The organism is Rhodococcus xishaensis, from assembly GCF_004011825.1.
Classification (GTDB): Bacteria; Actinomycetota; Actinomycetes; order Mycobacteriales; family Mycobacteriaceae; genus Prescottella; species Prescottella xishaensis.
Map to the genome: position 1 here is coordinate 79,434 of NZ_RKLO01000002.1, position 24,005 is coordinate 103,438.

At 67.8% G+C, this 24,005-nt stretch carries 11 protein-coding genes; 8 read left to right on the forward strand and 3 right to left on the reverse strand.

Annotated elements, in window-relative coordinates; genetic code table 11:
- Positions 1-35: 35 nt before the first annotated feature.
- On the forward strand, positions 36-1,064 hold the full coding sequence (locus tag EGT50_RS04845) for a hypothetical protein (RefSeq protein ID WP_127951470.1): 1,029 nt from the start codon (positions 36-38) through the stop codon (positions 1,062-1,064).
- A gap of 791 nt (positions 1,065-1,855) precedes the next feature.
- Here the strand turns inward: EGT50_RS04845 and mtr are convergent.
- A complete protein-coding gene (gene mtr / locus EGT50_RS04850) occupies positions 1,856-3,274 on the reverse strand; it encodes a mycothione reductase (protein WP_127951471.1) in 1,419 nt (472 codons plus the stop codon).
- Positions 3,271-4,299: an alpha/beta hydrolase gene (locus EGT50_RS04855; protein ID WP_206615746.1), complete on the reverse strand. Its 1,029-nt coding sequence runs from the start codon at positions 4,297-4,299 to the stop codon at positions 3,271-3,273. The genes mtr and EGT50_RS04855 overlap by 4 nt, the downstream gene beginning before the upstream one ends.
- A gap of 175 nt (positions 4,300-4,474) precedes the next feature.
- Here EGT50_RS04855 and mqo point away from each other — a divergent pair, with 175 nt between their 5' ends.
- The 7 genes from mqo (at position 4,475) to EGT50_RS04890 (ending at position 13,176) form a co-directional block, all read left to right on the forward strand.
- The gene (mqo, locus tag EGT50_RS04860) at positions 4,475-6,007 is read left to right on the forward strand and encodes a malate dehydrogenase (quinone) (RefSeq protein WP_206615747.1); all 1,533 of its coding nucleotides are present in this window, start codon (positions 4,475-4,477) and stop codon (positions 6,005-6,007) included.
- A gap of 48 nt (positions 6,008-6,055) precedes the next feature.
- Entirely contained in the window at positions 6,056-7,966 is a 1,911-nt protein-coding gene (locus tag EGT50_RS04865; protein ID WP_127951472.1) for an ATP-binding protein, read from the forward strand.
- A gap of 39 nt (positions 7,967-8,005) precedes the next feature.
- Entirely contained in the window at positions 8,006-8,620 is a 615-nt protein-coding gene (cobO, locus tag EGT50_RS04870) for a cob(I)yrinic acid a,c-diamide adenosyltransferase (RefSeq protein WP_127951473.1), read from the forward strand.
- On the forward strand, positions 8,614-10,008 hold the full coding sequence (locus tag EGT50_RS04875) for a cobyrinate a,c-diamide synthase (RefSeq protein ID WP_127951474.1): 1,395 nt from the start codon (positions 8,614-8,616) through the stop codon (positions 10,006-10,008). The genes cobO and EGT50_RS04875 overlap by 7 nt, the downstream gene beginning before the upstream one ends.
- On the forward strand, positions 10,001-10,414 hold the full coding sequence (locus EGT50_RS04880) for a cobalamin biosynthesis protein (RefSeq protein ID WP_235870593.1): 414 nt from the start codon (positions 10,001-10,003) through the stop codon (positions 10,412-10,414). The genes EGT50_RS04875 and EGT50_RS04880 overlap by 8 nt, the downstream gene beginning before the upstream one ends.
- Before the next feature lie 45 nt (positions 10,415-10,459).
- A complete protein-coding gene (gene cobA, locus EGT50_RS04885; protein WP_127951475.1) occupies positions 10,460-11,686 on the forward strand; it encodes a uroporphyrinogen-III C-methyltransferase in 1,227 nt (408 codons plus the stop codon).
- An 86-nt stretch (positions 11,687-11,772) separates the two neighbouring features.
- Positions 11,773-13,176: an MFS transporter gene (locus EGT50_RS04890; protein WP_127952161.1), complete on the forward strand. Its 1,404-nt coding sequence runs from the start codon at positions 11,773-11,775 to the stop codon at positions 13,174-13,176.
- Between the two features lie 18 nt (positions 13,177-13,194).
- Here EGT50_RS04890 and EGT50_RS04895 read toward each other — a convergent pair whose 3' ends face one another.
- Positions 13,195-23,889 carry a type I polyketide synthase gene (locus tag EGT50_RS04895; RefSeq protein ID WP_127951476.1) on the reverse strand — a complete coding sequence of 3,565 codons (10,695 nt, stop codon included), beginning with the start codon at positions 23,887-23,889 and terminating at the stop codon, positions 13,195-13,197.
- Positions 23,890-24,005: the final 116 nt, after the last annotated feature.

The window sequence follows — 24,005 nt, forward strand, 5'->3', positions numbered from 1 at the left end:
GTGTCCCCGAAAACGAACACGAACCGGAGGTATCAATGACCGAATGGGTGCAGATGCTGGTGGGCATGGCCGACGGGCCGACACACCCGGTCCACGGCGTCGTCCTTCCGTATCGGAACTCCGACAAGCCATTCCACTTCTACTACGCGACCTACGGCGAGGAACCTACCTTCCTGCCGATGCGCCGCGGCGGGGTGCGCCTTTACCGGTGGGGCCGCCGATCCCGAATCGAATCGATCGACGGCGAAGTGTGGTTCGTCAGCGATGGCACCACAGCATGGGACTTCACCGCTGATCCGGCCCAGCCACGTTGTACGGAGGTGCGGAACGTGAGATCCCCCGGCCCCGGCCGCCACTTGGCCATCACCCCGCCGGTCACCCACTGGGTCGGTCGCCATCATGCTCGACCGACCGGGCCCGTGACCGACCTAGAGTTCCTCGGCCGCCGTTGCTGGTCGGTGGATCTGGCCCCACGTGAGAGCCGCAACATGCCGAAACCCTCGCTGCGTCTGATCGTCGATGCCGACAGCGGCGCTGTTCTCGGACAGCATTCCGGGGACGGCATCGACGGCGCTGCCTACACCGACGTCACAGTGGGTGAGCCTCTGGACCCATCGCTGTTTACCTGGGATGGCCCGATCGTCACCGACTACGAATCCCGTGGCGACGCCGGACGCGGGGACACACCTGATATGGAGGGGGCGATGCAGTGGTTCCGCGAGAACATCACGGCAGAGCCGATCCAACTGCCGGTCATGACTGACTTCGCTCCACGCTTCGTCGATTCCCTCGACCGGCAGACCGGCGCCTTCTCGGCCATCCTCGGTCCGGATCGGTCCGCCGGCTGGCTCATCCGACGGCCACGCTCGGCCGAACCATGGGCGGTGAAGACGTATGGTGGCCAAATCGCCTGGTCTACTAGAAGATTCGACTGGGCGTGCCAGATCCACGGTGGTGGCACCTTGGACGCTGCCGGGATCTCGGCCTTGCAGCAGCAACTACACCCCGAAGAACCGGCCACGGGGACACCACAGCTCGTCTTCGGCGGCTCGGATGAGCCGTGACAATGCGACTCGATCGGCCAGCCCGGAGCAACCAAGCCTGAAGCCGCTCGGGGAGGGGTCCGCAAAGGGATTCGCACCGATCATCCAACAGTGGGCGAGAACGGGCGCGCCGCTTGGCGTGCTGCTCTCGGCATGGCCCGCTGCTTCGGGCTACCCCGGCACTACTGACTTGCCCTGCATCCGATGAGTTGTCGCTGTGCTTAGCTACAGCTATGGGGTGGCCTACACGCGAGGTCGGAATTGCTGCCGGTGTCGGTGCTGCAGCGGCTGCGGTCGCGAGTGTGCCTGGGGACCTGGGGGGCCTGATGCCGGTGGCCTTGGTTGTCGGTGTGTTCGTCGGGGTTGTGGTCGGATCGGTGTCGGTGGTGGGTGGCACCCTGGCCGTGCAATCGGCGCAAGTGTGGCCGCCACGGTCGGAGTGGTGCTGGCGACAGAGATTCGCGGCCTGCTCGGCCGCTGCCGTGTTCTTGCTGTCGGCCTTGTTTGCGGCCTGGACTGTGCTGGTTTCAGCGATGCCTGTGAGCGCGGATTCGACAGGGCGCGCAGGGTTTCTGATGGTCTCGATAGCCTGCGCAGTGGTGGCGTACGCGTGCACGCTCCTTCTTGCGCCTGCCACTGATTCCTCTGGGGTGAGTTGATCGGGGGCAGTCATGAGGTCAGCGTGCTGGCGGGATGTGGCGTCGAATCCGGAGGTGTGGTCCGAACGGCGGTCGCTCCTGACCGTCGATCGGTTCCCGATTCCGAGTTCACGCGGATTCTCACCCGTTTCTCGGGTTTCAGTGGTCAGCCGCTCAGATGTCTAGACCGAGCAGCGCATTCTCGACGACTTCGGGCAGCGCAGGGTGGATCCAATACTGGCCGGTGGCCATGTCCTGCGCCGACAACCCGAAGCTCATCGCCTGGATCAGTGGCTGAATCACGGTGGGGGCCTGGGCGCCAATGACGTGCGCGCCGAGGAGGCGGCCGGTGCCTCGCTCGGCGATCACCTTGCAGAAGCCTTCGTCGTCCTCCATCGCCCACCCATATGCGACATCGCTGTAGTTCTGCACCTTGACTGTGATGTCGAGGCCGGCCTCGCGGGCCTGGTCCTCGGTCATCCCGACCTCGGCGATCTGCGGGTCGGTGAACACCGCAGCGGGAACGAACCGGTGATCGGTGCGGCGCAAGCGTGGAACCGAGTCGACTGCAGTGTTGTTCCAGGCGTCAGTGTTGTTCCAGGCGTCGTGCAACAGGTTGTGCTGGACCACCCGCATCTCGTGGTTCGCAACGTGTTTGAGTTGGTACGGCGACGAGACGTCACCGAGGGCGAACACCCCCTCGGCAGTGGTGCGCTGGTACTCGTCCACGATCACCCGGCAGGACTCGTCGACCGCGACACCGCCGAGCGCGGCGTCGAGACGGTCGCCGTTCGGGGTCCGGCCCACCGCGACCAGCAGTTCGTCGCCGGCGACGACGGTGCCGTCGGATAGTTCGATCTGGATGCCGGCACCGTCGCGACCAGCCGCCCGGGCCGCGACCATCGGGTTGCCCAGGTGTACGTCCCACTTGCGATGTGCGAGTTCGGTGAACCAATCCGCGATGTCGCGGTCCAGGTGGCGCAGCAGTCGCTCGCTGCGACCGAGGATTGACACCTGGACGCCCAGCGCGGAGAACACGTGCGCGAATTCGGCCGCGATGAACCCGGATCCGAGGATCACCAGCCGCTCCGGCAGCGCCGGCAGCCGCATGATGTCGTCGTTGGTGTGATAGCGGACGCCGGCGTCGAGGATCTCCGCCGGGATGGTGGGCCGCGAGCCCGCGGCGATGACGACCTGGTCGGCTGTGATGACCTCGCCGGTGCCGGTGTCGATGGTCCGTGCTCCCACGAACCGGGCGTGTCCGCGGTACACCGTCACGTTCGCGCAGTCGTTGGTGCGGTACCGCTCGCCGCCCGCCGAGATCGGGTCGATCCGGCCGAACACTCGCTTGACGATGTCGTGCCAACGCACTTCGTCGAGGGTCGCGTCGACGCCGAGCTTCGACGACTCGGTGATCGTCCGCGCCACTTCTGCGGCGTAGACGTACATCTTGGTGGGGATGCACCCGACATTGAGGCAGGTGCCGCCGAAGGTTCCTTCTTCGAGAATCGCGACCTTCTTGCCGTCGAAACGTTCGTCGAGGATCGAGTTGCCGGATCCGGTGCCGATGATCGCGATGTCGAAGTGGGTCACGCGGAAGCCCCCGTCTCCCGGGTCTCGGTGTCCGTGAGGTGGTGCGCGTGGAGCCAGGCCAGCCACAGGTCCACTTCGTGAAACGCGTCGGCCAACGGCTTCGCGGTGGACAGGAACACGTCGTGCCTTGCGCCTTCGATCGGCACGATCGTCGTGCGGTTGCCGAGGCAGCCGGCCCAGCGCGCGATCTGATCAACGTCGAGGATGGCGTCGGCCTCGTCGACGGTCGGATGGTAGCTGGGCGCGCGCACCGTCTGCTTCGACCGCAGGATCAGCGACGGCACCCCTACATCGAGGCCCTGGTGTAGTCGTGCATGGCCACGGCGGATCGCACGAAGCCAGCCGAAGGTGATCGGGAAGCCCGTCAGCGGTTTCCAGTCGAGGTCGTATTCCCATTCGCCGTTCGCGTCGACATGCAGGCTCGAGCCGTACGTGTCGAGCCTCTGCAGGGGGACGGGCCTCTTGCTCGATACCCGGCCGAGCGCGTCGATCGCCGCGGAGGTACCCGCGCTGCGGAGGACGGCGGGGCCGTGCAGGTCGAACCAGGGGCTGTTGAGGATGACTCCAGCCACACCCGCGCCCGCGGATCCGCCGTGCCTGCGCTCGAGCCGGTCCAGCCACAACGGCAAGATCAGGCCGCCGGTCGAGTGCGCGACCAGCAGCACATGGCCACCGCTGATCTGTTCACGTACCAGGCGCAGCGCCTCGTTCAGCTCGAAGTCGTACATCCTCAGGTCGGTGACGAAGTGCGGGGTTTGCCCGGGGCGTAGGGCACGTCCGCATTTGCGCAGGTCGAGAGCGAAAAATGAGTACCCCTGCTCGGCGAAGTGCTCGGCCAGATGCTGTTGGAAGAAGTAGTCGGTGAAACCGTGGACGTACAGCACTGCGTGGGTACCGGTGATCTCGGTGGGCTGGTACCGGACCAGGGTGGCTTCGACCTCGCCCTCCCCGTCCGGATCCTTACCCAAGGGGATTGTCAGCTGCTGGTATCCGTCACCCAGGACGTCAGGAACCCACGTAGTCACCATCACACTGTATTGGTCGAACGGAGCCGTGTGCGAGGGGCACAATTAGGGGAGGTGACGCACAGGTAACCTAAGCGCCACAAGCGCCCGAAATGCGGTGTGTTCCGACGCCCGCTGAGCGGGTGATGCGTGCGAAACAGGTCGCGTGTGAACAGACAAGGAAGTCGATACTCCAGTGTCAGACCAGAACGTAGTGGCTAAGACCGATGTAGTGCTCGTGGGTGCGGGCATCATGAGTGCAACCCTCGGCGCGATTCTGCGTCAGGTGCAGCCCGACTGGTCGATCACGACATTTGAGCGCCTCGACGCCGCCGCCGCAGAGAGCAGCGACCCGTGGAACAACGCTGGTACTGGCCACTCCGCTCTGTGCGAGCTCAACTACACCCCGGTCAAGGGTGACGGTGTCGACATCAGCAAGGCGGTCACCGTCAACGAGCAGTTCCAGGTCTCTCGCCAATTCTGGGCGTACGCCGTCGACAACGGGATCCTCACCGATCCCAAAGAGTTCATCAACCCGATTCCACACGTGAGTTTCGTGCACGGCGCCGACAACGTGAAGTACCTACGCGCCCGCTACGACGCGCTCGCCGACCACCCGCTGTTCGCCGGCATGGAGTACTCGGAGTCCGAGGAGTTCTTCTCCGAGCGACTGCCACTCATGGCCAAGGGGCGCGACTTCTCCGAGCCCGTCGCCCTCAACTGGACCGAGTCCGGCACCGACGTCGACTTCGGCGCCCTCACCAAGCAACTCCTCGGCTACGTCGGTGCGTCCGGCGGCCAGGTGTTCTTCGGCCATGAGGTCCGCAACCTCACGAAACAAGCCGACGGCAGCTGGCTCGTGAAGGTGCGGAACCTCCGCACCGGTGCCAAGAAGACCGTCAACGCCAAGTTCGTGTTCATCGGCGCCGGTGGTGGCGCCCTGCACTTGCTGCAGAAGTCGGGCATCAAGGAGGCCAAGGGCTTCGGCGGCTTCCCGGTCAGCGGTCAGTTCCTGCGCTGCACCAACCCGGAGCTCATCGCGCAGCACCGTGCCAAGGTGTACGGCAAGGCTGCCGTCGGTGCCCCTCCGATGTCGGTGCCGCACCTCGACACCCGCGTGATCGGAGGCCAAGAGGGACTGCTCTTCGGCCCCTACGCCGGCTGGTCGCCGAAGTTCCTCAAGAACGGCAAGGTCACCGACCTGCCGGGCTCGGTGAAGCCGAACAACCTCACGTCGATGCTCGGGGTCGGCATCACCGAGTTGGGTCTGACCAAGTACCTCATCGGTGAGCTCATGCAGACGCCGTTCGACCGCATCCAGACTCTGCGCGAATTCGTGCCCCGCGCCACCGGCGGCGACTGGGAGCTCATCACCGCCGGACAGCGCGTGCAGGTGATCCGCCGGAAGGGCGCCGGCGGTGTCCTCGAGTTCGGCACTGCCGTCGTCAACGCGCAGGACGGCACCGTCGCGGGTCTGCTGGGTGCATCCCCAGGTGCGTCGACTGCGGTTCCCGCAATGCTCGACGTCCTGCAGCGCTGCTTCCCACGCGAGTTCGAGACCTGGAAGCCGAAGCTCGAGCAGATGGTCCCGTCGCTGGGTGTGCAACTGTCGGACAACCCGGATCTCTTCCAGCAGGTTTGGGATTGGAGCAACCGTTCGCTCCTGCTCGGCGGTGACGACACGGCGGCGCCGGCGGCCGAGCGCGTGGTCGAGTCCGCGTCCGCCTGACGGTCGAGCCCGCCGTCCAAGCGCGGTAGAAGTGAAGGGATTCGGTCGTTGCGTAACACCCCAGAGCCTGCAGAGTTCCCATTCAGTGCAGTAGTCGGACAGGATCAACTCCGGTTGGCGCTGATCCTGTGTGCCGTCCACCCAGGCATCGGCGGCGTGCTGGTCCGCGGGGAGAAGGGCACCGCGAAGTCCACGGTCGTGCGCGCGCTCACCGCGCTGCTACCCGAGGTCGAGCATGCGGGGGAGTGGCGCAGGGCTCGGCTGGTCGAACTGCCGGTGGGCGCCACCGAGGACCGCGTCGTCGGCTCCATCGATCTCGAGAAGGTGCTCCGTGACGGCGAGCACTCCTTCCAACCGGGCTTACTCGCCGACGCACATCAGGGCGTTCTGTACGTCGACGAGGTCAATCTCCTGCACGACCACCTGGTCGACGTTCTCCTCGACGCTGCCGCGATGGGCCGCGTCCACGTCGAACGCGATGGCGTCTCGCACTCGCACCCAGCACGTTTCGTTCTGGTGGGCACCATGAACCCCGAGGAGGGCGAGCTCCGGCCACAGCTGCTCGATCGCTTCGGTCTGGCCGTCGACGTCGCCGCGTCCCGAGACGTCAACGTGCGCATGGAAGTTGTCCGCCGCCGCCTCGACTACGAGCGCGACCCCGACTTGTTCGCAGCACGCTACGCCGAGCAGGACGCCGACCTGGCTCACCGGATCGCCGCCGCCCGGGCCGCCGTGGACGGTGTCGAGCTGTCCGACACCGAACTGCGGCGCATCGCCTCGGTGTGTGCGTCATTCGACGTCGAGGGTATGCGTGCCGACCTGGTCCTTGCCCGAACCGCGACCGCGCACGCCGCCTGGCGGGGCGCCGCTGCAGTGGCCGAGGAGGACGTGCGGGTGGCCGCGGAACTGACACTGCCGCACCGTCGTCGGAGGGACCCGTTCGACGAACCCGGGCTGGACCCCGAACAGCTGGACGACGCAATGGAGAAGGCCGACAACGACGCCCGCGCCCACGAGGATCCCGAGCCCGATCCCGACGGCCCCGGTGGCGGCGAGAATCCGGCCGACTCCCAGAACGAGACCCCCAACACCACATCGAGAAACGAATCGAACGAACAGGATTCACGCGACACCGATCGGGGATCGGAACGACGAGTCGGAGCGCCGGGTCCGCAATTCAGGGCTCGGCTGCTCGAGATTCCGGGCGTCGGCGACGGGGCCCCGGGCCGTCGCTCCCGCTCCCGTTCGACCCGTGGCCGCACCGTCCGCTCGACGACCGAGCGAGGCAGCGGTCTGCACCTGGTCGGCACGCTGTTCGCGGCCGCCGAGCACCAGGCCGCCCGCGGTCGTGTGAGGGGCCCGATGCGGCTGGCACCCAGCGACATTCGCGGTGGGGTGCGGGAGGGCCGTGAGGGCAATCTGGTGTTGTTCGTGGTGGATGCGTCAGGTTCCATGGCCGCGCGGGACCGGTTGGCCGCGGTGACCGGGGCCGTCGTGTCACTGTTGCGGGATGCGTACCAGCGCCGAGACAAGGTAGCGGTAGTCACCGTCCGGGGTCGCGACGCCGAGCTGGTGCTGCCGCCCACGTCGTCGGTGGAGGTGGCGGTGCGACGGCTTCGCGCGATGAGGACAGGTGGCCGCACCCCCCTCGCCGAGGGCTTCCTGCGAGCTCGCGGCGTCGTGCTGCGCGAGCGGGTGCGCGATCCGCGTCGTCGGGCACTGGTGGTGTCGCTGACCGACGGGCGGGCGACCGGCGGCACGGATGCGGTGCGGCGCGCGAAGCGGGCCGCTGGCATGCTTGCCGACACGGGTGCCGCGTCGATCGTGGTGGACTGCGAGACCGGCATGGTCCGGCTCGGTCTGGCCGCCGAACTGGCACACCACCTGCGCGGCGGCTACGTGCGCCTTGCGGAACTGTCGGCGCAACAGGTGGCCGGCGTCGTCCGGGCCGCCGCCTGACTCGCCGGGAGAAGTCGACTCCTAGAAAGGGGCCTGTAGATGCCCAAGGGCATACCTGAGAACGTGCCCCCGGACGGGCTCACCACCCGCCAGCGCCGCAATCAGCCGGTGCTGGCGGTCCACACCGGGCCGGGCAAGGGAAAGTCGACCGCAGCGTTCGGGATGGCGCTGCGCGCCTGGAACCAGGGCTTCGACATCGGAGTCTTCCAGTTCGTCAAGAGCGCGAAGTGGAAGGTCGGCGAGGAGGCCGCCTTCCGCGCGCTCGGCGAACTGCACGAGACCAGCGGCGTCGGCGGTGCGGTGAGCTGGCACAAGATGGGTGAGGGCTGGTCGTGGGCCCGCAAGCACGGGACCGAGGAGGACCACGCCGCTGCCGCACTCGAGGGCTGGCGCGAGATCACCCGTCGCCTCGAGGCCGAGACGCACCGCTTCTATGTGCTCGACGAGTTCACCTACCCACTCAAATGGGGTTGGGTGGACACGGAGGAAGTTGTCGAGGTGCTCCGATCCCGCCCCGGGAACCAGCACGTCGTCGTCACCGGCCGGGACGCGCCCCAGGCGCTGATCGATGCCGCCGACCTCGTCACCGAGATGACGAAGATCAAGCACCCCATGGACGCCGGCCGCAAGGGCCAGCGCGGCATCGAGTGGTGAAGTCCGCTCCCGCCGTCGTCGTCGCGGCACCATCGTCGGGCAGCGGCAAGACGACGGTCGCCACGGGCCTGATGGGTGCGCTGCGCGCTGCCGGTGACCGGGTGGCGCCGTTCAAGGTCGGCCCCGACTACATCGACCCCGGATACCACGCACTCGCCGCCGGACGCCCGGGCCGCAACCTCGACACCGTATTGGTGGGCGCGGACCGGATCGGTCCGCTGTTCCGGCACGGCAGCGACGGCAGCGACATCGCGGTCGTCGAGGGCGTGATGGGTCTGTTCGACGGAAAGATCGATCCCGGGTCGGCGGAGCCATCCGCGGAGGGGTCCACCGCGCAGATCGCTGCGGCTCTCGGCGCGCCGGTGGTGCTCGTGGTCGACGCCCGCGGCCACAGCCAGAGCCTCGCCGCCGTGCTGCACGGATTCTCCACGTACGACCCCACAGTCCGCATCGGTGGGGTGATCCTCAACCGCGTCGGAAGCGCCCGCCACGAGGCGGTGCTGAGGCAGGCGTGCGAGCGGGTGGGGCTGCCGGTCCTCGGGTCGGTGCCGCGTCTGGCCGAACTCGAGGTCCCGTCCCGGCACCTGGGTCTCGTTCCCGCCATCGAACACGGCCCCGCCGCCCTCGAAGCCGTCGCCGTGATGACCGAACTCGCTGCCGCGCACCTGGACCTGGCCGCGATCCGGGCGCTGGCGCGATCGTCCGTCGCCGATGCCGGATGGGACCCCGCGGCAGAGGTCGGATCGGTTCCGGACGGTCCGCGGCCGGTGATCGCTCTCGCCGGTGGTGTCGCATTCACTTTCGGCTACGCCGAACACCGGGAACTGCTCGAGGCCGCCGGTGCCGACGTCGTGACGTTCGACCCACTCACGGACGAACTGCCCACCGGGACAGCAGGTTTGGTTCTGCCCGGCGGCTTCCCGGAGGAGCATACGGTGGCACTGTCGGCGAACACCGCTCTGCTGCAGCAGGTCCGGCAGCTCGCCGTCGACGGTGCGCCGATCCACGCCGAGTGCGCGGGGTTGCTGTACCTCATCCGCAGCCTCGACGGTCACGCCATGGCCGGCGTCATCGATGTCGACGCGCACTTCGGGGAGCGGCTGACCCTCGGGTACCGCGAGGCCGTCGCCGTCACCGACTCCGTGCTGTTCGACGCCGGAGCCCGCGTCACCGGTCACGAGTTCCACCGCACGTCGGTCGAAGTCGACACCGCCGACGGCTACGCCTCTGCTTGGGGATGGCGCGCGTGGGATGCTGGAGCTACTCGTGAAGGCTTCGTCGGCGGACCCGAGGGCTCGATGGCGGGGGTGCACGCGTCGTACCTGCACACCCATCCGGCTGGGAACCCGCGGGCCGTTCGTCGCTTCGTGGAGGCCGCCCGTGGATAAGCCGCCCGTGGACAAGCTCTGTGTCGGTGTGGGTGCCGGTAGCCGAGTCGCCGCCGCCGACATCGTCGCCGCCGCCCTCGCAGTGTGCGGGGGTGCTCCGGTCGGGGTACTGGCGACACTGGACCGGAAGGTGTCCGAGCCGGCATTCGTGGACGCGGCCGAGGCGCTAGGCGCTGTGCTTGTCGGGTACCCAGCCGATCGGCTCGCTGCCGTCACGGTGCCGAACCCCGACGATGGTGTCGCGACGGCGGTCGGCACGCACAGCGTGGCAGAGGCTGCCGCGATGCTCGCCGCGAACGATGGCCAGCTGGTTGTGACCAAACGTGTGACGAATGGCGTCACCACCGCGGTCTGCATTGGCGGCACAGCCGCCGTCGCCCGTAGTGTTTCGGAATCTGTCGAGTGAACATTCGATCGGACATGCGATTGGATGACGAGAACGGGGAGACGAGTGTCTGCTTCCGCCGGTGACGAGACCAGCTACCTGGTCGGACTCAACCTGACAGGCCGTCACGTCGTGGTCGTCGGCGGCGGCACGGTCGCGCAGCGTCGACTCGGCCTACTGGTCGCGTCAGGTGCGCGTGTGCATGTCGTCAGCCGCGAGGTGACGCCTGCTGTCGAGGGCATGGCGGCAGCCGGGGAGATCACGCTCGAGCTCCGCGACTATCGCGACGGCGACCTGGACGGGGCCTGGTACGCGATGGCGTGCACCGACGAACCCGAGACCAACGCCTCGATCGTCGCCGAGGCCGAGCGGGAGCGCATCTTCTGCGTCCGCGCCGACAACGCCCGCGAGGGCTCCGCGGTCACCCCGGCCACCGGGACCTACGACGGATTGAGCATCGGAGTCCTCGCCGGCGGCGCGCACCGTCGATCGGCCACCGTCCGCACTGCACTGCTCGAGGCCCTTCAGTCCGGGGCGGTCACCGACACCGACGACGCGCCGGCGCCGGGCGTCGCTCTCGTCGGCGCGGGGCCGGGCGACCCGGATCTGATCACCGTGCGCGGCCGTCGTCTGCTCGCCCGCGCCGACGTCGTCGTCGCAGACCGACTCGCCCCACCGGAACTGCTCGCGGAACTCGGCTCGCACGTCGAGGTGATCGACGCCGCGAAGATTCCGTACGGCCGTGCGATGGCTCAGGAGACAATCAACGCGGCGCTGATCGACGGTGCGAAGGCCGGCAAGTTCGTCGTCCGGCTCAAGGGTGGCGACCCGTACGTCTTCGGTCGCGGCTTCGAGGAACTCGAGGCGTGTGCGGCGGCCGGTGTACCGGTGACCGTTGTGCCGGGCATCACAAGCGCGATCTCGGTGCCGTCCGCGGCCGGTATCCCGGTCACCCACCGCGGCGTCACACATGAGTTCGTAGTCGTCAGCGGGCACGTGGCGCCGGACCATCAGGACTCGCTCGTCGACTGGGCCGCACTCGCGCGGCTGCGTGGGACAATAGTGCTGCTCATGGCCGTCGAGCGGATCGAACAGTTCGCGACCGTCCTCGTCGAGGGCGGACGCCGGCCGGACACTCCTGTCACGGTCATTCAGGAGGGCACGCGACGCACCCAGCGGGTGCTGCGGGCCGACCTCGCGACCGTCGCCGCGCGGGTGCGGGAGGAGAACATCCGCCCGCCAGCGATCGTGGTCATAGGCTCGGTGGCCGGGTTCTCAGCCGACCCTCGGTAACGTGAACTCTCGTGTCTGACTCCACCGATGTGAAGTACCCAGTGACCACGCGGGCATTCGGCCTCGCGATCATCGTCCTGAGCGGCATGCAGCTGATGATGGTGCTCGACGGCACCGTCGCCTCGCTCGCACTCGCCAGGATCCAGGACGACCTCGGGCTCAGCGATGCCGGACGTAACTGGGTCATCACGTCGTACGCCCTGACTTACGGCGGTCTGATGCTGCTGGGTGGGCGCCTCGGTGATGCGCTGGGCCGCAAGCGGGTGTTCATCGGTGGAGTCGCGTTGTTCACCATTGCGTCGCTGGTTTGCGGGCTCGCGTTCAATGAGGCCACGCTGGTCGCTGCTCGTGCGCTGCAGGGTGTCGGGGCGGCGATCGCGTCGCCGACCGCGCTCGCGCTCGTGGCGACCACCTTCGCGCCCGGACCGGTCCGCAACCAGGCGATTGCGATATTCGCCGCCATGACCGGCATCGGTTCGGTCACCGGTTTGATCGTCGGTGGCGCCCTCACCCAGCTGTCGTGGCGATGGATCTTCCTCATCAACGTCCCGATCGGACTGGTGATCCTGATATTCGCGATTGCTGCGCTCGCCGAGACCAGCACCGAGCGACTCAAGCTCGACGTGCCGGGCGCGATCCTGGCAACCCTTGGCTGCACCGCTGTCGTGTTCGGTTTCACCGAGGGCCCCGAGATGGGGTGGGACAGCCCGCTGGTGCTCGCCGGGCTGATCGGCGGTCTTGCCCTGCTCGGTGCGTTCCTTGCGGTCGAGCGTCGCGCCGAGAACCCGCTGCTGCCGTTCTCGCTGTTCCGCAACCGCGACCGCGTCGCGACGTTCATCGCCATCGCCCTCGTCGGCATGGTGATGTTCTCGCTGGCTCCGTTCGTCGCGCTGTTCGTCCAGGACATCCTCGGCTACTCACCGCTGCGCGCCGGTCTCGCGTTCGTGCCGTTCGCGTTCGGACTCGGTGCAGCTGCATTCGTCGCCTCCAAGCTCGCGGTGCGGGTCCCGCCGCGCTGGCTCGTCGGCGTCGGCACCCTCATCACGTTCGTCGGCCTGCTCTACGGCTCCACTCTCGATGGGTCGGCCACGTACGTCGGGAACCTGTTCATGCTCGTCGTGGGGGTCGGATTCGGTGTTGGCCTCGCGGTGGTGCCGTTGCCGCTGTGCGCCATCGCGGGCGTCGGACCTCACGAGATCGGACCACTGGCCGCGATCGCGCAGGTCGCCCAGGTGCTGTTCGGTCCCGTCGGCCTCGCGATCGTCGGCGCGATGGCGACGTCCAGGACATTGTCCGAAGGCGGGGTGTCCGGGCCCGCTGCCGACATGACCGCATCGCAGCTCGACGCCCTGAGCCAGGGCTACACATTCGCGCTGCTGGGCTGCGCGATCTTCGCTGCTCTCGCGACGGTCACCGCGCTGTTTGTCCGGTTCACGCCGGCCCAGGTAGCGCAGGCGCAGGCTGCGGAGAAGGCGGCCCAGCAGGTGTAACCAGCGGTGCCGCCGCCTCTACAGACCGCGATCGATCAGGTCGAGGATCTCCTCGCTGGTCGCGGCGCGAATCTTGTCGACCGCGTCGGCATGTGCAGCGTCGACCGCACCCATCTCGGCCAGCAGGTTCTTCAACCGCTGTGCGATCTCCGACCGAGCATCGCCGTCATCGCCCAACTCGCCGATAGTTGCGTGGAGCCGGTCGACCTCGGCAAGGGCAACCGAAACCGGATCCGGAACGAGTTCGGCGCGCAGGAACTCTGCGATGGCACGTGGACTCGGGTGGTCGAACACCACCGTGGGCGGCAGCCGCAGCCCGGTGGCGGCGTCGAGATGGTTGCGGAGGGCGACGGCGGCCAGCGAGTCGAAGCCGAGTTCCTTGAACGCCTGGTCGGGGTCGACAGAGTCCGAGGCGGTGTACCCGAGTATCGCGGCCGCTCCGGTTCGCACCAGATCGAGCATTAGGTGCCGCTGTTCGGGAATCGAACGGTCGGCAAGGCGCTCAGCCCAGTCTGCGGGCCCGTTCGAACCGGTCGCAATCGAATCTGATCCTGCGTGTGGACGCGACTGCCGGATCAAGCCACGCAAGGGGGCGGGAACATAGGGTGCGGCCGAACTCGAGTAGTCGAAACGTGCGGCCACCACGGCGGGTGCATCGGCAGTCAACGCGCTGTCGAAAAGGTCGAGCCCGTCGGCAGCGGTCAGCGGAATCATTCCGCTGCGGCGTGCTCGCACGAGATCGATCGCGCCGAGGTGGTCGGTCATCGCGCTCGGCGGCGCCCACATGCCCCACGCAATCGAGTGTGCGGGCAGTCCGGCGGCGTGGCGGTGATGGGCCAGGGCGTCGAGGAACATGTTCGCGGCCGCGTAGTTCGCCTGCCCGGGCGCCCCGAGGATTCCGGCGAGGGACGAGAACATCACGAAGGTCTGCACCTCGCAGTTCGCGGTCAGCCGGTGCAGGTTCCAGGCCGCGTCGACCTTCGGCCGCAGCACCGCATCGAGCCGCTCGGGGGTGAGCGAGGCCAGGGTGGCGTCGTCGATCACGCCGGCCACGTGGAACACCGCCGACAGTGGGTGCTCCGTTGGTATGCGGGCCAGCAGCCCGGCCACGGCCGACTCGTCCGAGGTGTCGCAGGCAGCGATGTCCACCTCGGCCCCCATATCGGTCAGTTCGCGGCGCAACTGGTCGCACCCCTCGGCGTCGGGTCCGCGCCGACTGGTCAACAAGAGGTGCTGCGCCCCGTATTCGGTCAGCAAGTGGCGAGCCACCAAGGATCCCAAGGTGCCGGTGCCGCCGGTGACGAGAACGGTGCCGCGGGGATCGAACGGTGAAGCGGAACAGTCTCTCGTGTCCGGACCCCCACCCGGATCCATACGACGCAACCGAGGTGCAAGCAGCGTGCCATTCCGGGCTGCCAGTTGCGGTTCCCCGCTCGCCAACGCCGGGGCGATCACGGATTCGGCGTCCGATGCGTCGTCGAGGTCGATCAGCACGAATCGGTCCGGGTCCTCGTTTTGGGCCGAGCCCACCAGACCCCAGACGGCCGCGGCCGCAAGGTCTGTGCGATCGTCTCGTCCCGCCTCGTCGTCGGTGACCATCGCATTGTGGGTCACGATCACCAGTGGGCAGTCAGCGAAATGGTCGTCGCTCTGCCACTCCTGCAGCAGGCGCAGCGTCTGGGCGCACAGCTCGTGGGCCGCTTCCGGGCCGTCGTCGCCATCGGTGCCGCACCCGACCAGCACCGTCCAAGGTCGGCGGTCGTCTTCGCTCGGCGCGGATTTCACTGCGGTTCGTAGAGCAGCGATGTCGGGATACCTCGGGAAGGTCGAGCCCGTATCCTCCTTGCCCAACCCGTCAGCGCCCAAGACGACCATAGGGCCGACGCTTCGTTCGTCCGCTGCAACCTCGACCCCGATCCAGGCCAGCCGGTGCAGTCGCCGACCCGTCGAACTGCCGTCCGTGTCCGTCGCCCTCGGCACCACCCGTAGTGCTTCGACGGTCAATACCGGCTGGCCGTCGGGATCAGCTGCGCTGACGCGGTACCGCCCGTCCTCGCACGCTGTGAATTGAACCGATACCGACTGCGCTCCGACAGTGTGCAGACCGATTCCCGACCAGGTGCGCGGCCAGGCATCCCTTCCGAGCAGGGGCTCGAGCGCCGCCTGCAGCAGTACCGGATGAATGCCGAAGCCGTCCGTATCGGTACCTTCCTCGAGGCGCACCTCGGCGTCGGCCTCACCCGAGAACTGTTGCGGTACACCAGTGGCGGGGCTGACGACGTCGTCGATCGTCGCCGATGCGTTCCGAACCCAGCCGTCCGGGTCGTCGGCCTCGCTCAGGTTCGACGAGATGGTGACGGTGCGACCGCCGTCGTTCTCGGTCTGCGACACGAGCACCCGAAGGGATGCCAGCCCCGACGGCGGCAAGACCAGTGGGTGGTGCAAGGTCAGCTCGTCGATGCGGTCGAGACCGACGCGATGGGCCGCGTGCAATGCGAGTTCGACCAGTACCGTCGGCAACACTGTGTGCGTGTCATCGGGCGCCGGCGGGCCGCCGTCCTCTACTGGCGGTTCCACGAGCCATGGATTCCGCTGGAGTGACAGCTGTCCGGTGAACAGCGTCGCGTCGTCGTCGAGCCTCACGGCCGCACCGAGCAGCGGATGGTCTGCCGGGCCGAGGCCGAGTTCGACCGGGTCGCCGGTACCCAGTGTGGGCGATGAGGGCCAGAACGAACGACGTTGGAATGCGTAGGTCGGCAGCTCCACCCGGCGCCGACCGGGCAGCACCTGATCCCAGTCGATGTTCAGGCCGTGCACATAGGCGGCGGCTACCGCTCGCATGATTCCTTGCGGCTCGCCTGCGCGTCCGGGCAAGGTAGCGATGGCGTTCGGGATGGTCTCGGCGGCGTGGGCGGCCAGGGTCGCGCCGGGACCGACCTCGACGCACCGGGTGACGCCGAGTTCGTCGAGGGCACGAATGCCGTCATGGAAGCGCACCGGTTGCCGGATGTGCTGAGTCCAATAGTCCGGGGACATAAGCTCATCGGCACTGGCAAGGCGGCCGGTGATGTTGGAGACGATTGGAATCGTCGGTGACTGCGGCGTCAACGTGGACACAACGTTGGTGAACCGTTCGAGGATCGGTTCCATCAGGGTGGAATGGAACGCCCGCTCTACCCGCAGGCTGGTGGTCGTCATCCCGGCGTCGGACAACTCGGCAGCGATGGCTTGCACGTCGCGTTCGCCGCCGGCGAGAACCACAGATTCGGAGCCATTGACTGCCGCGAGATCGACCCGGCCTGCGATCCGTGCCGAGACGTCGTCTGCACGGGCCCGTACGGCAACCATCCGACCCGGCTCCGTCGATTCCATCAACCGTCCGCGTTCACCAACCAAGGCGGCGGCATCGGACAAGCTGAAGACCCCGGCGACGTGCGCCGCGGTGATCTCTCCTATGGAGTGACCGATCAGGTAGTCGGGAGTGATACCCCAATCCCGAAGCAGCCGATAGAGCGCTACCTCGACGGCGAACAGCGCCGGTTGGGTGTACTCGGTGTGGTCGAGTCTCACGCCCGAGTCCCCAGACTCCTCGGTGTCGCGAGCGTCTCCAGCATCTTCGGTTTCCTCGGGTTCGCCCCAGAGTACCTGCTGCACTGGGGTTTCCACGTGCTCGTCGAGTGCCGAGCAGACCTCGTCCAAGGCTTGGGCGAACACCGGGTAGGCGTCGTAGAGGCCGCGGCCCATCCCGATCCGCTGCGCGCCTTGGCCGGTGAACATCAGCGCCGTCTTCCCTCGCGTGCTCGTGCCTGCCACAACGTTGCCGCCCGGTCGGCCCTCGGCGATGCGGGCCAGGCCGTCACGGAGGTCCGCCAGGGTTTCTCCGATCACCGCAGCGCGATGGGCGAAATCGGATCGGGTGGTCGCCAGCGAGTACGCGAGGTCGGCGAGGTCCGGGAGGTTGGCCTCGCTCTGTCCGGAGGACTCGTCGGTGTTCAGAAACTCGGCCAGCCGTGCGGCCTGTGCGCGCAGCGCGTCGGCGGTCTTTCCGGAGATCACCCAGACCAGCGGCCCGGCCGACGGTGACTGCACCGTCGGCGCTGCCGAGGGCGGCGAGATCTGCGGTGTCGCAGGGGCAGATGATTGCTCGAGGATCATGTGCGCGTTGGTGCCGCTGATCCCGAACGACGACACACCCGCGCGACGGGGCCGCCCCGTCTCCGGCCACGGAACTGGTTCCGCGAGTAGCGAGACCTCGCCCGCCGTCCAATCGACGTGCCGGGTCGGAGCGTCGCCGTGCAGGCTCGGCGGCAGCACCCCGTGCCGCATCGCCATCACCATCTTGATCACTCCGGCCACCCCGGCCGCGGCCTGGGCGTGGCCGATGTTCGACTTGACCGAACCGAGCCAGAGCGGCCGTCCCTGCCGGTCCTGTCCATAGGAGGACAGCAGCGCCTGCGCCTCGATCGGGTCGCCGAGCGTAGTGCCCGTGCCGTGCGCCTCCACTGCGTCGATGTCGACGGGGCCGAGCCCGGCGTCGGCCAGCGCTTGGCGGATCACCCTCTCCTGGGACGGCCCGTTCGGGGCGGTCAACCCGTTGGAAGCCCCGTCTTGATTGACTGCCGATCCACGGATGATCGCCAACACCTGGTGACCGTTGCGTTCCGCGTCGCTGAGGCGCTCGAGCACCACCATGCCCGAGCCTTCGCTGAGTCCGGTGCCGTCTGCTCGGTCGGAGAACGGCTTGCACCGCCCGTCTGCAGCAAGCCCTCGTTGACGACTGAACTCGACCAGTACACCGGGCGTGGCCATCACGGTTGCGCCACCGGCCAACGCGAGGGAGCATTCGCCCTCGCGCAAAGCCCGCGCCGCCAGATGCATGGCCACCAGCGATGACGAGCAGGCCGTGTCGACGGTGACTGCGGGACCGGTGAAGCCGAGCGAATAGGAGATCCGGCCGGACGCCACGCTGTTGCTGGTCCCGGTCATCAGATAGCCCTCGGCGTCGACACTTCGCTCGTTCATCAACTGGAAGCCGTAATCGCCGCCCATCAGTCCGACGTACACCCCGGTGTCGGCGAGGTCGGGAGAATACGGCCGGATCCCAGCGTGTTCCAACGCTTCCCAAGCGGTCTCGAGGAGCAGTCGGTGCTGCGGGTCCATCGCGACCGCTTCACGCGGGCTGATGCCGAAGAATGCGGCGTCGAATTCGTCTGCGTCGTAGAGGAATCCACCCTCACTCATGTATGTCGTCCCGTTGTGGTCCGGGTCGGGGTGATAAACCTCGTCGAGATCCCAGCCACGGTTGTCGGGGTACGCGCCCACGGCATCGCGGCCGTCGTGGACGAGTCGCCACAGATCTTCTGGGCGGTACACCTTGCCCGGATACCTGCAGGCCATCCCTACGATCGCGATCGGGTCGGAGTCCCTGCGAGAAGGTGCCGGCCGGGTTGGCTGTGGAGTCGCGTCGTCACCGAGCAGGCGAGCCAAGAGCTCGTCGGTGAGCGCGTCTGCGGTGGGATGGTCGAAGACCACCGTTGCGGCCAGCCTTACCCCGGTGGCGTTCGCCAGCTGGTTCCGCAGTTGTACCGCCGTCAACGAATCGAAGCCGAGTTGCTTGAAGGCTCGTTCCGGGTCGATCGCCTCCTTTCCGTCGTGGCCGAGCACAGCGGCCACGTGGGTGGTGACGATGTCGAGCACTCGGGCGTGACGCGCTCCGGGTTCGAGCGCCCGCAGCTCGTCGGCGAGACCGGTAGGTGACTCCGCGACAGCGGCGCGGCGGCGAATGCCGAGGACTCGGCGCAGGATCGGCGGTGACGACTCGCTGTCGGATCGAACCGAACGCATCGAGAGCCGGATCGGCACGATCAGTGGACGGTTCGCTGCAAGTGCCGCATCGAACAAGACGAACCCCGCCTCAGGGCTGATGGTGTCGATACCCGTGCGCTGCAACCGGTCGAGATCGGTTGCATTCAGATGTGAGGTCATTCCACTCGGGCGGTCCCACAACCCCCAGGCCATTGAAATCGCCGGCAGCCCGCGGACACGGCGGTGCTGGGCGAGCGTGTCGAGGAAGACGTTCGCAGCCGCATAGTTGGCCTGGCCGGCGCCCCCGAGCACACCAGCCGCCGAGGAAAACAGCACGAACGCCGACAGGTCTCGGTCTCGTGTGAGTTCGTGCAGGTGCCAGGCGCCGTCGACCTTCGGGCGGAGGACGGCGTGCAACTGGTCCCTACTCAACGTGGCAGCAATACCGTCATCGAGGACCCCTGCGGCGTGAATCACGCCGGACAGGTCGGGAAGGCCGGACAGCAGAGCGGCCACCGCAGCGCGGTCTGCCACGTCACAGGCGGCAGTGGTGACCTCTGCTCCGGAATCGGCGAATACTGCACCTACTTCGGCCGCGCTTTCGGCGTCGAGTGCCCGTCGCCCGGTCAACACCAGACGGCGTACCCCGTACCTCTCCACGAGGTGACGGGCGATCAATCGCCCGATGGTTCCTGTGCCACCGGTGATCAAGACCGTGCCGTGCGGGCCGAAGGGGGTCGCCTCCGAAGACGCGGCTCTGGGCTGGGTCATTGCGGTGAGCGTGGGAGCCAGCAGTACCCCGTCTCGGATCGCCAGTTGAGGTTCGTTGCCGGCCAACGCCATTGCCAACAGTGCAGGATCGGGGAGCCCACCGGCCTGCCCATCCAGATCCACCAGGGTAATGCGGTCGGGATGCTCGTTCTGCAGTGCCCCGATCAGTCCCCAGACCGGCGCGGCGGACACGTCGTCGATCTGATCGTCGTCGCGGACCACCATCGCGAGCCGGGTCGTGACCAGCAGCCGGGTTTCGGCCAAGCGCTCATCGCGGAGCCAGGACTGCGCCAGCCGCAACGTCGCCTCCGCGGCGGCGTGCGCCCGAGCAGGTGTGTCCGGTTCATCGCCGGGCTCGGCGGACAGCCAGAGCACACGACCCTCGTGATCACCGCCGGCGAGCGCCTCCTCGAGTGGTATCAGATCGGCCGCGCCCGTGGTTCCTGCCCCGATAGGAATCCACTCCACGCGGCAGAGCCTGTCGCCTACCTCGGCGGGCTGCACGTCGGTGTCCCCGAGTGGCCGCAGCGCCAAAGACTCCGCGGTCAATACCGGCTCACCCGCCGCGTCGTACGCGGACACCCGATACCGCTCGGGTCCGGTCGGGGTGATGAGCACGCGCAAAGCGGTTGCGCCCACTGCGTGCAGCTGCACCTTGTCCCAGCTGAACGGCAAACGGATGTTGCGTGTGCGGGCCTCCGCCGCTCCGAACGCGATCGCGTGCAGCGCCGCGTCGAGCACCGCCGGATGGATCCCGTACCCCGCGACCGTCGCGGCCGGATCGTCGCCGCCCAGCCGTACCTCGGCGTAGAGCTCGTCACCGCGGCGCCAGGCTGCACGCAAGCCACGGAAGGTCGGGCCGTATCCGTAGCCGGCCTCGTCGAGCAGCTCATACAGCCCGCGGGCGTCGATCGGTGCGGCATCGGGCGGCGGCCACTGCTGGTCGAGGGTGGTGGCGGTGTTCGCGGCCGCTGTCAGTGAGCCGGTGGCATGCCGGGTCCACGGAGTTTCCGGCGGGACCCCGGCCGGTCGAGAATGCACTGCGACCGTGAGATCGCCGGTATCGGCGTCGGCGAGCACGCTCACCTGCACGGCGACCTCGTCCTCGGCGGGAATCATGAGGGGCGACTCGATCGCGAGGTCTTCGAGCCTGCCGCACCCCACGCGGTTCCCGGCATGCAGTGCGAGCTCGACGAAGGCGGTTCCGGGCAGAAGCACGGTGCCGTTCACCGCGTGGTCGCCAAGCCACGGAAGACGTTGTTGCGACAACAGGCCGGTGAACACCACGCCCCGGCTGTCGCCGAGCTCCACCGAGGCGGCGAGCATCGGGTGTCCGCCCGTTTCCATGCCCGCCGAGGCGATATCTCCCTGTGGTGCAGGACTGTCCAGCCAAAAGCGACGGTGTTGGAAGGCGTAGGTAGGCAAGTCCACCCACGGCTGTCGGTCATCGTTCCGAGCCCATCGGACCCGGTCCCACTCGATCCGTGCTCCCGATACCTGCGCCTCGGCGAGTGCGGCGGTGAACTGTCGCAGGCCCGCCCGGTCGCGTCGGATGGTGCCGAGGGCTCGTCCGGCGATCCCCGCCGAATCGAGGGTTTCCTGCAACGGCACAGTCAGGACGGGGTGACTGCTCGACTCTATGAACAATCGATACCCGTCCACGGCAAGCGTTCTCGTAGCCTGCTCGAACCTGACCGGACGGCGGAGGTTCCGGTACCAGTAGTCCGCGTTCAGGTTGGTGGTGTCCAACGCGCCACCCGTCACCGTCGAGTAGAACGGAATGCGCGACCGCCGCGGCGTGATCGAGGAAAGGGCGTCGAGAATCGGTTCGCGCAGAACGGAGACGTCAGCGCAGTGTGAGGCGTACTCGACGGCGATTCGCCTGGCCTGGACGCCGTCGGCCTGCAGCTGCGCGACCAGGTCATCGAGAGCGTCGACGGGACCGGACAGCACCGTCGCCGATGGCCCGTTGACGACGGCCACCTCTATGGCGCCTTCCCAAGGCTGGATCTTTTCCCGCGCAACGTCTTCCGGAAGTGCCACCGAGGCCATCCCGCCACCGCGCCGTGCCGACGCGGCGATCACTTTGCTGCGTGCCGCGACGACCAGTGCCGCATCCGCGAGGCTCAGCGCGCCGGCGACGTATGCGGCGGCGATCTCTCCCTGCGAGTGTCCGACCACGGCGGCCGGTTCGACGCCGTTTGAGCGCCATAGTTGTGTCAGGCCGACCATCACAGCGAACAGCGCCGGTTGCACTACGTCGATCCGGTCCAGTGAGTTCGGATCGCGGTCCCGGAGCACTTCGAGCAGCGAGAAGTTCGTGTACGGAGCCAGGGCGTCGGAGCATTCGAGCACACTGTCGGCGAACTCGGGCGACGAATCCAGCAGTTCGGCGGCCATCCCCACCCACTGCGAACCCTGGCCCGGGAAGACGAACACCGGTCGGTCGCCGGATTCCACGGCCACCCCGGTGACCACGTCGGCGCTGGGTGAGCCGCGGCTGAGCGCGTCGAGGCCGGCCAACAGGGCCTCGGGCTCCGAGCCGATCACAGCAGCACGGTGATCGAAGGTGGCGCGGGCATCAAGCAGCGACCCGGCCACCGTCGCGGGCGGGAGTTCGGGGCGGTCGGCGACGTAGGCGCGCAGGCGATCAGCTTGGGCCCGCAGCGCGGTCTCGGTTTGGGCCGAAACGAACCACGCTACGGCTTCGCTTGAGGGAGAATCTGATTCGCGAGGTGGCGGCTCGGTCGGCGGGGATTGTTCCAGAATGACGTGAGCGTTGGTTCCGCTGATACCGAACGACGAGACGGCCGCGCGACGGGACCGATCGGCCGCCGGCCAATCCCGATTCTCGGTGAGCAGGGACACCGATCCGGAGGACCAGTCGACGTGCGGCGTCGGTTGGTCGACGTGCAGTGTCTTCGGGAGGACGCCATGCTGCATCGCCATGACCATCTTGATCACCCCGGCGACGCCGGCCGCCGCCTGGGTATGGCCGAGGTTCGACTTCACCGAGCCGAGCCATAGCGGTCGGTCGGGGAGGTGATCGCGGCCGTAGGTAGCCAGCAGGGCCGACGCCTCGATCGGATCGCCCAGCTTGGTGCCGGTGCCGTGCGCCTCGACCGCGTCGACGTCGGCCGGGCCGAGCCCGGCGTCGGCCAGCGCCTGCCGAATCACGCGCTCCTGCGCCTGCTTGTTCGGAGCGGTCAGGCCGTTGCTGGCGCCGTCCTGGTTCACCGCTCCGCCCCGGATCACGGCGAGTATTCGGCGGCCGTGGCGTTGCGCGTCGGAGAGTCGTTCCAACGCGATCATCCCCGCGCCCTCGCCCCAGGCTGTACCGTCAGCGGCGGCGGAGAATGCTTTGCAACGCCCGTCAAGGGCCAGCCCCCGCTGGCGACTGAACTCGACGAACACAGCCGGAGTGGACATGACCGTAGCCCCGCCCGCCAGTGCCAGTTCACACTCACCGGCGCGCAGCGCCTGCATCGCGAGGTGGATAGACACCAGCGACGACGAACATGCGGTGTCGACCGTGATCGCAGGTCCCGACAGGCCGAAGCTGTAGGCCACTCGCCCCGAGGCCACGCTCATTGCGTTGCCGGTGATGAAGTAGCCCTCGAGGTCTTCGGGCGGCTGCCCGCCGACTCGCGCTGCGTAGTCGATACCGGACAGCCCCGTGAACACTCCGACCTGCCTTCCGTGTACTGACCGCGGATCGATGCCGGCGTGTTCCAAAGTCTCCCAGCTAGTTTCGAGAAGGAGTCGCTGCTGCGGATCCATCGCGAGCGCCTCGCGCGGCGAAATACCGAAGACCTCCGGATCGAACCCCGCCGGGTCGTCGAGAAAGCTGCCCTTGACGGTGTAGGTCTTGCCGGCCTGCTCGGCCTTCGGGTCGTAGAGGTCCGTGAGTCCCCAGCCTCGGTCGTCAGGGAATTCGGCGACGGTTTCCAACCCCGATTCCACCAAGGCCCACAAGTCCTGCGGCGATCGGACACCGCCAGGGAACCGGCAGCCCATCCCAACTACAGCGATCGGTTCGTGGCCCAGGCCTTCGGCCTCGCGAAGCTCCTCCCGCGCCTGATACAGATCTGCGGTCACCCGCTTGAGATAATCTAGGAGCTTCGCCTGATCGGCCATGAGAAAGCTCCAATCCGAACACAGCCCCAACCAGGGAGCAGCCGCGCCAAATGCGGAAACCTGATTGTATCCGCGAACACGGCGGGGGTGCAGAGCCGCAGGTCGGCGCCGCGGAG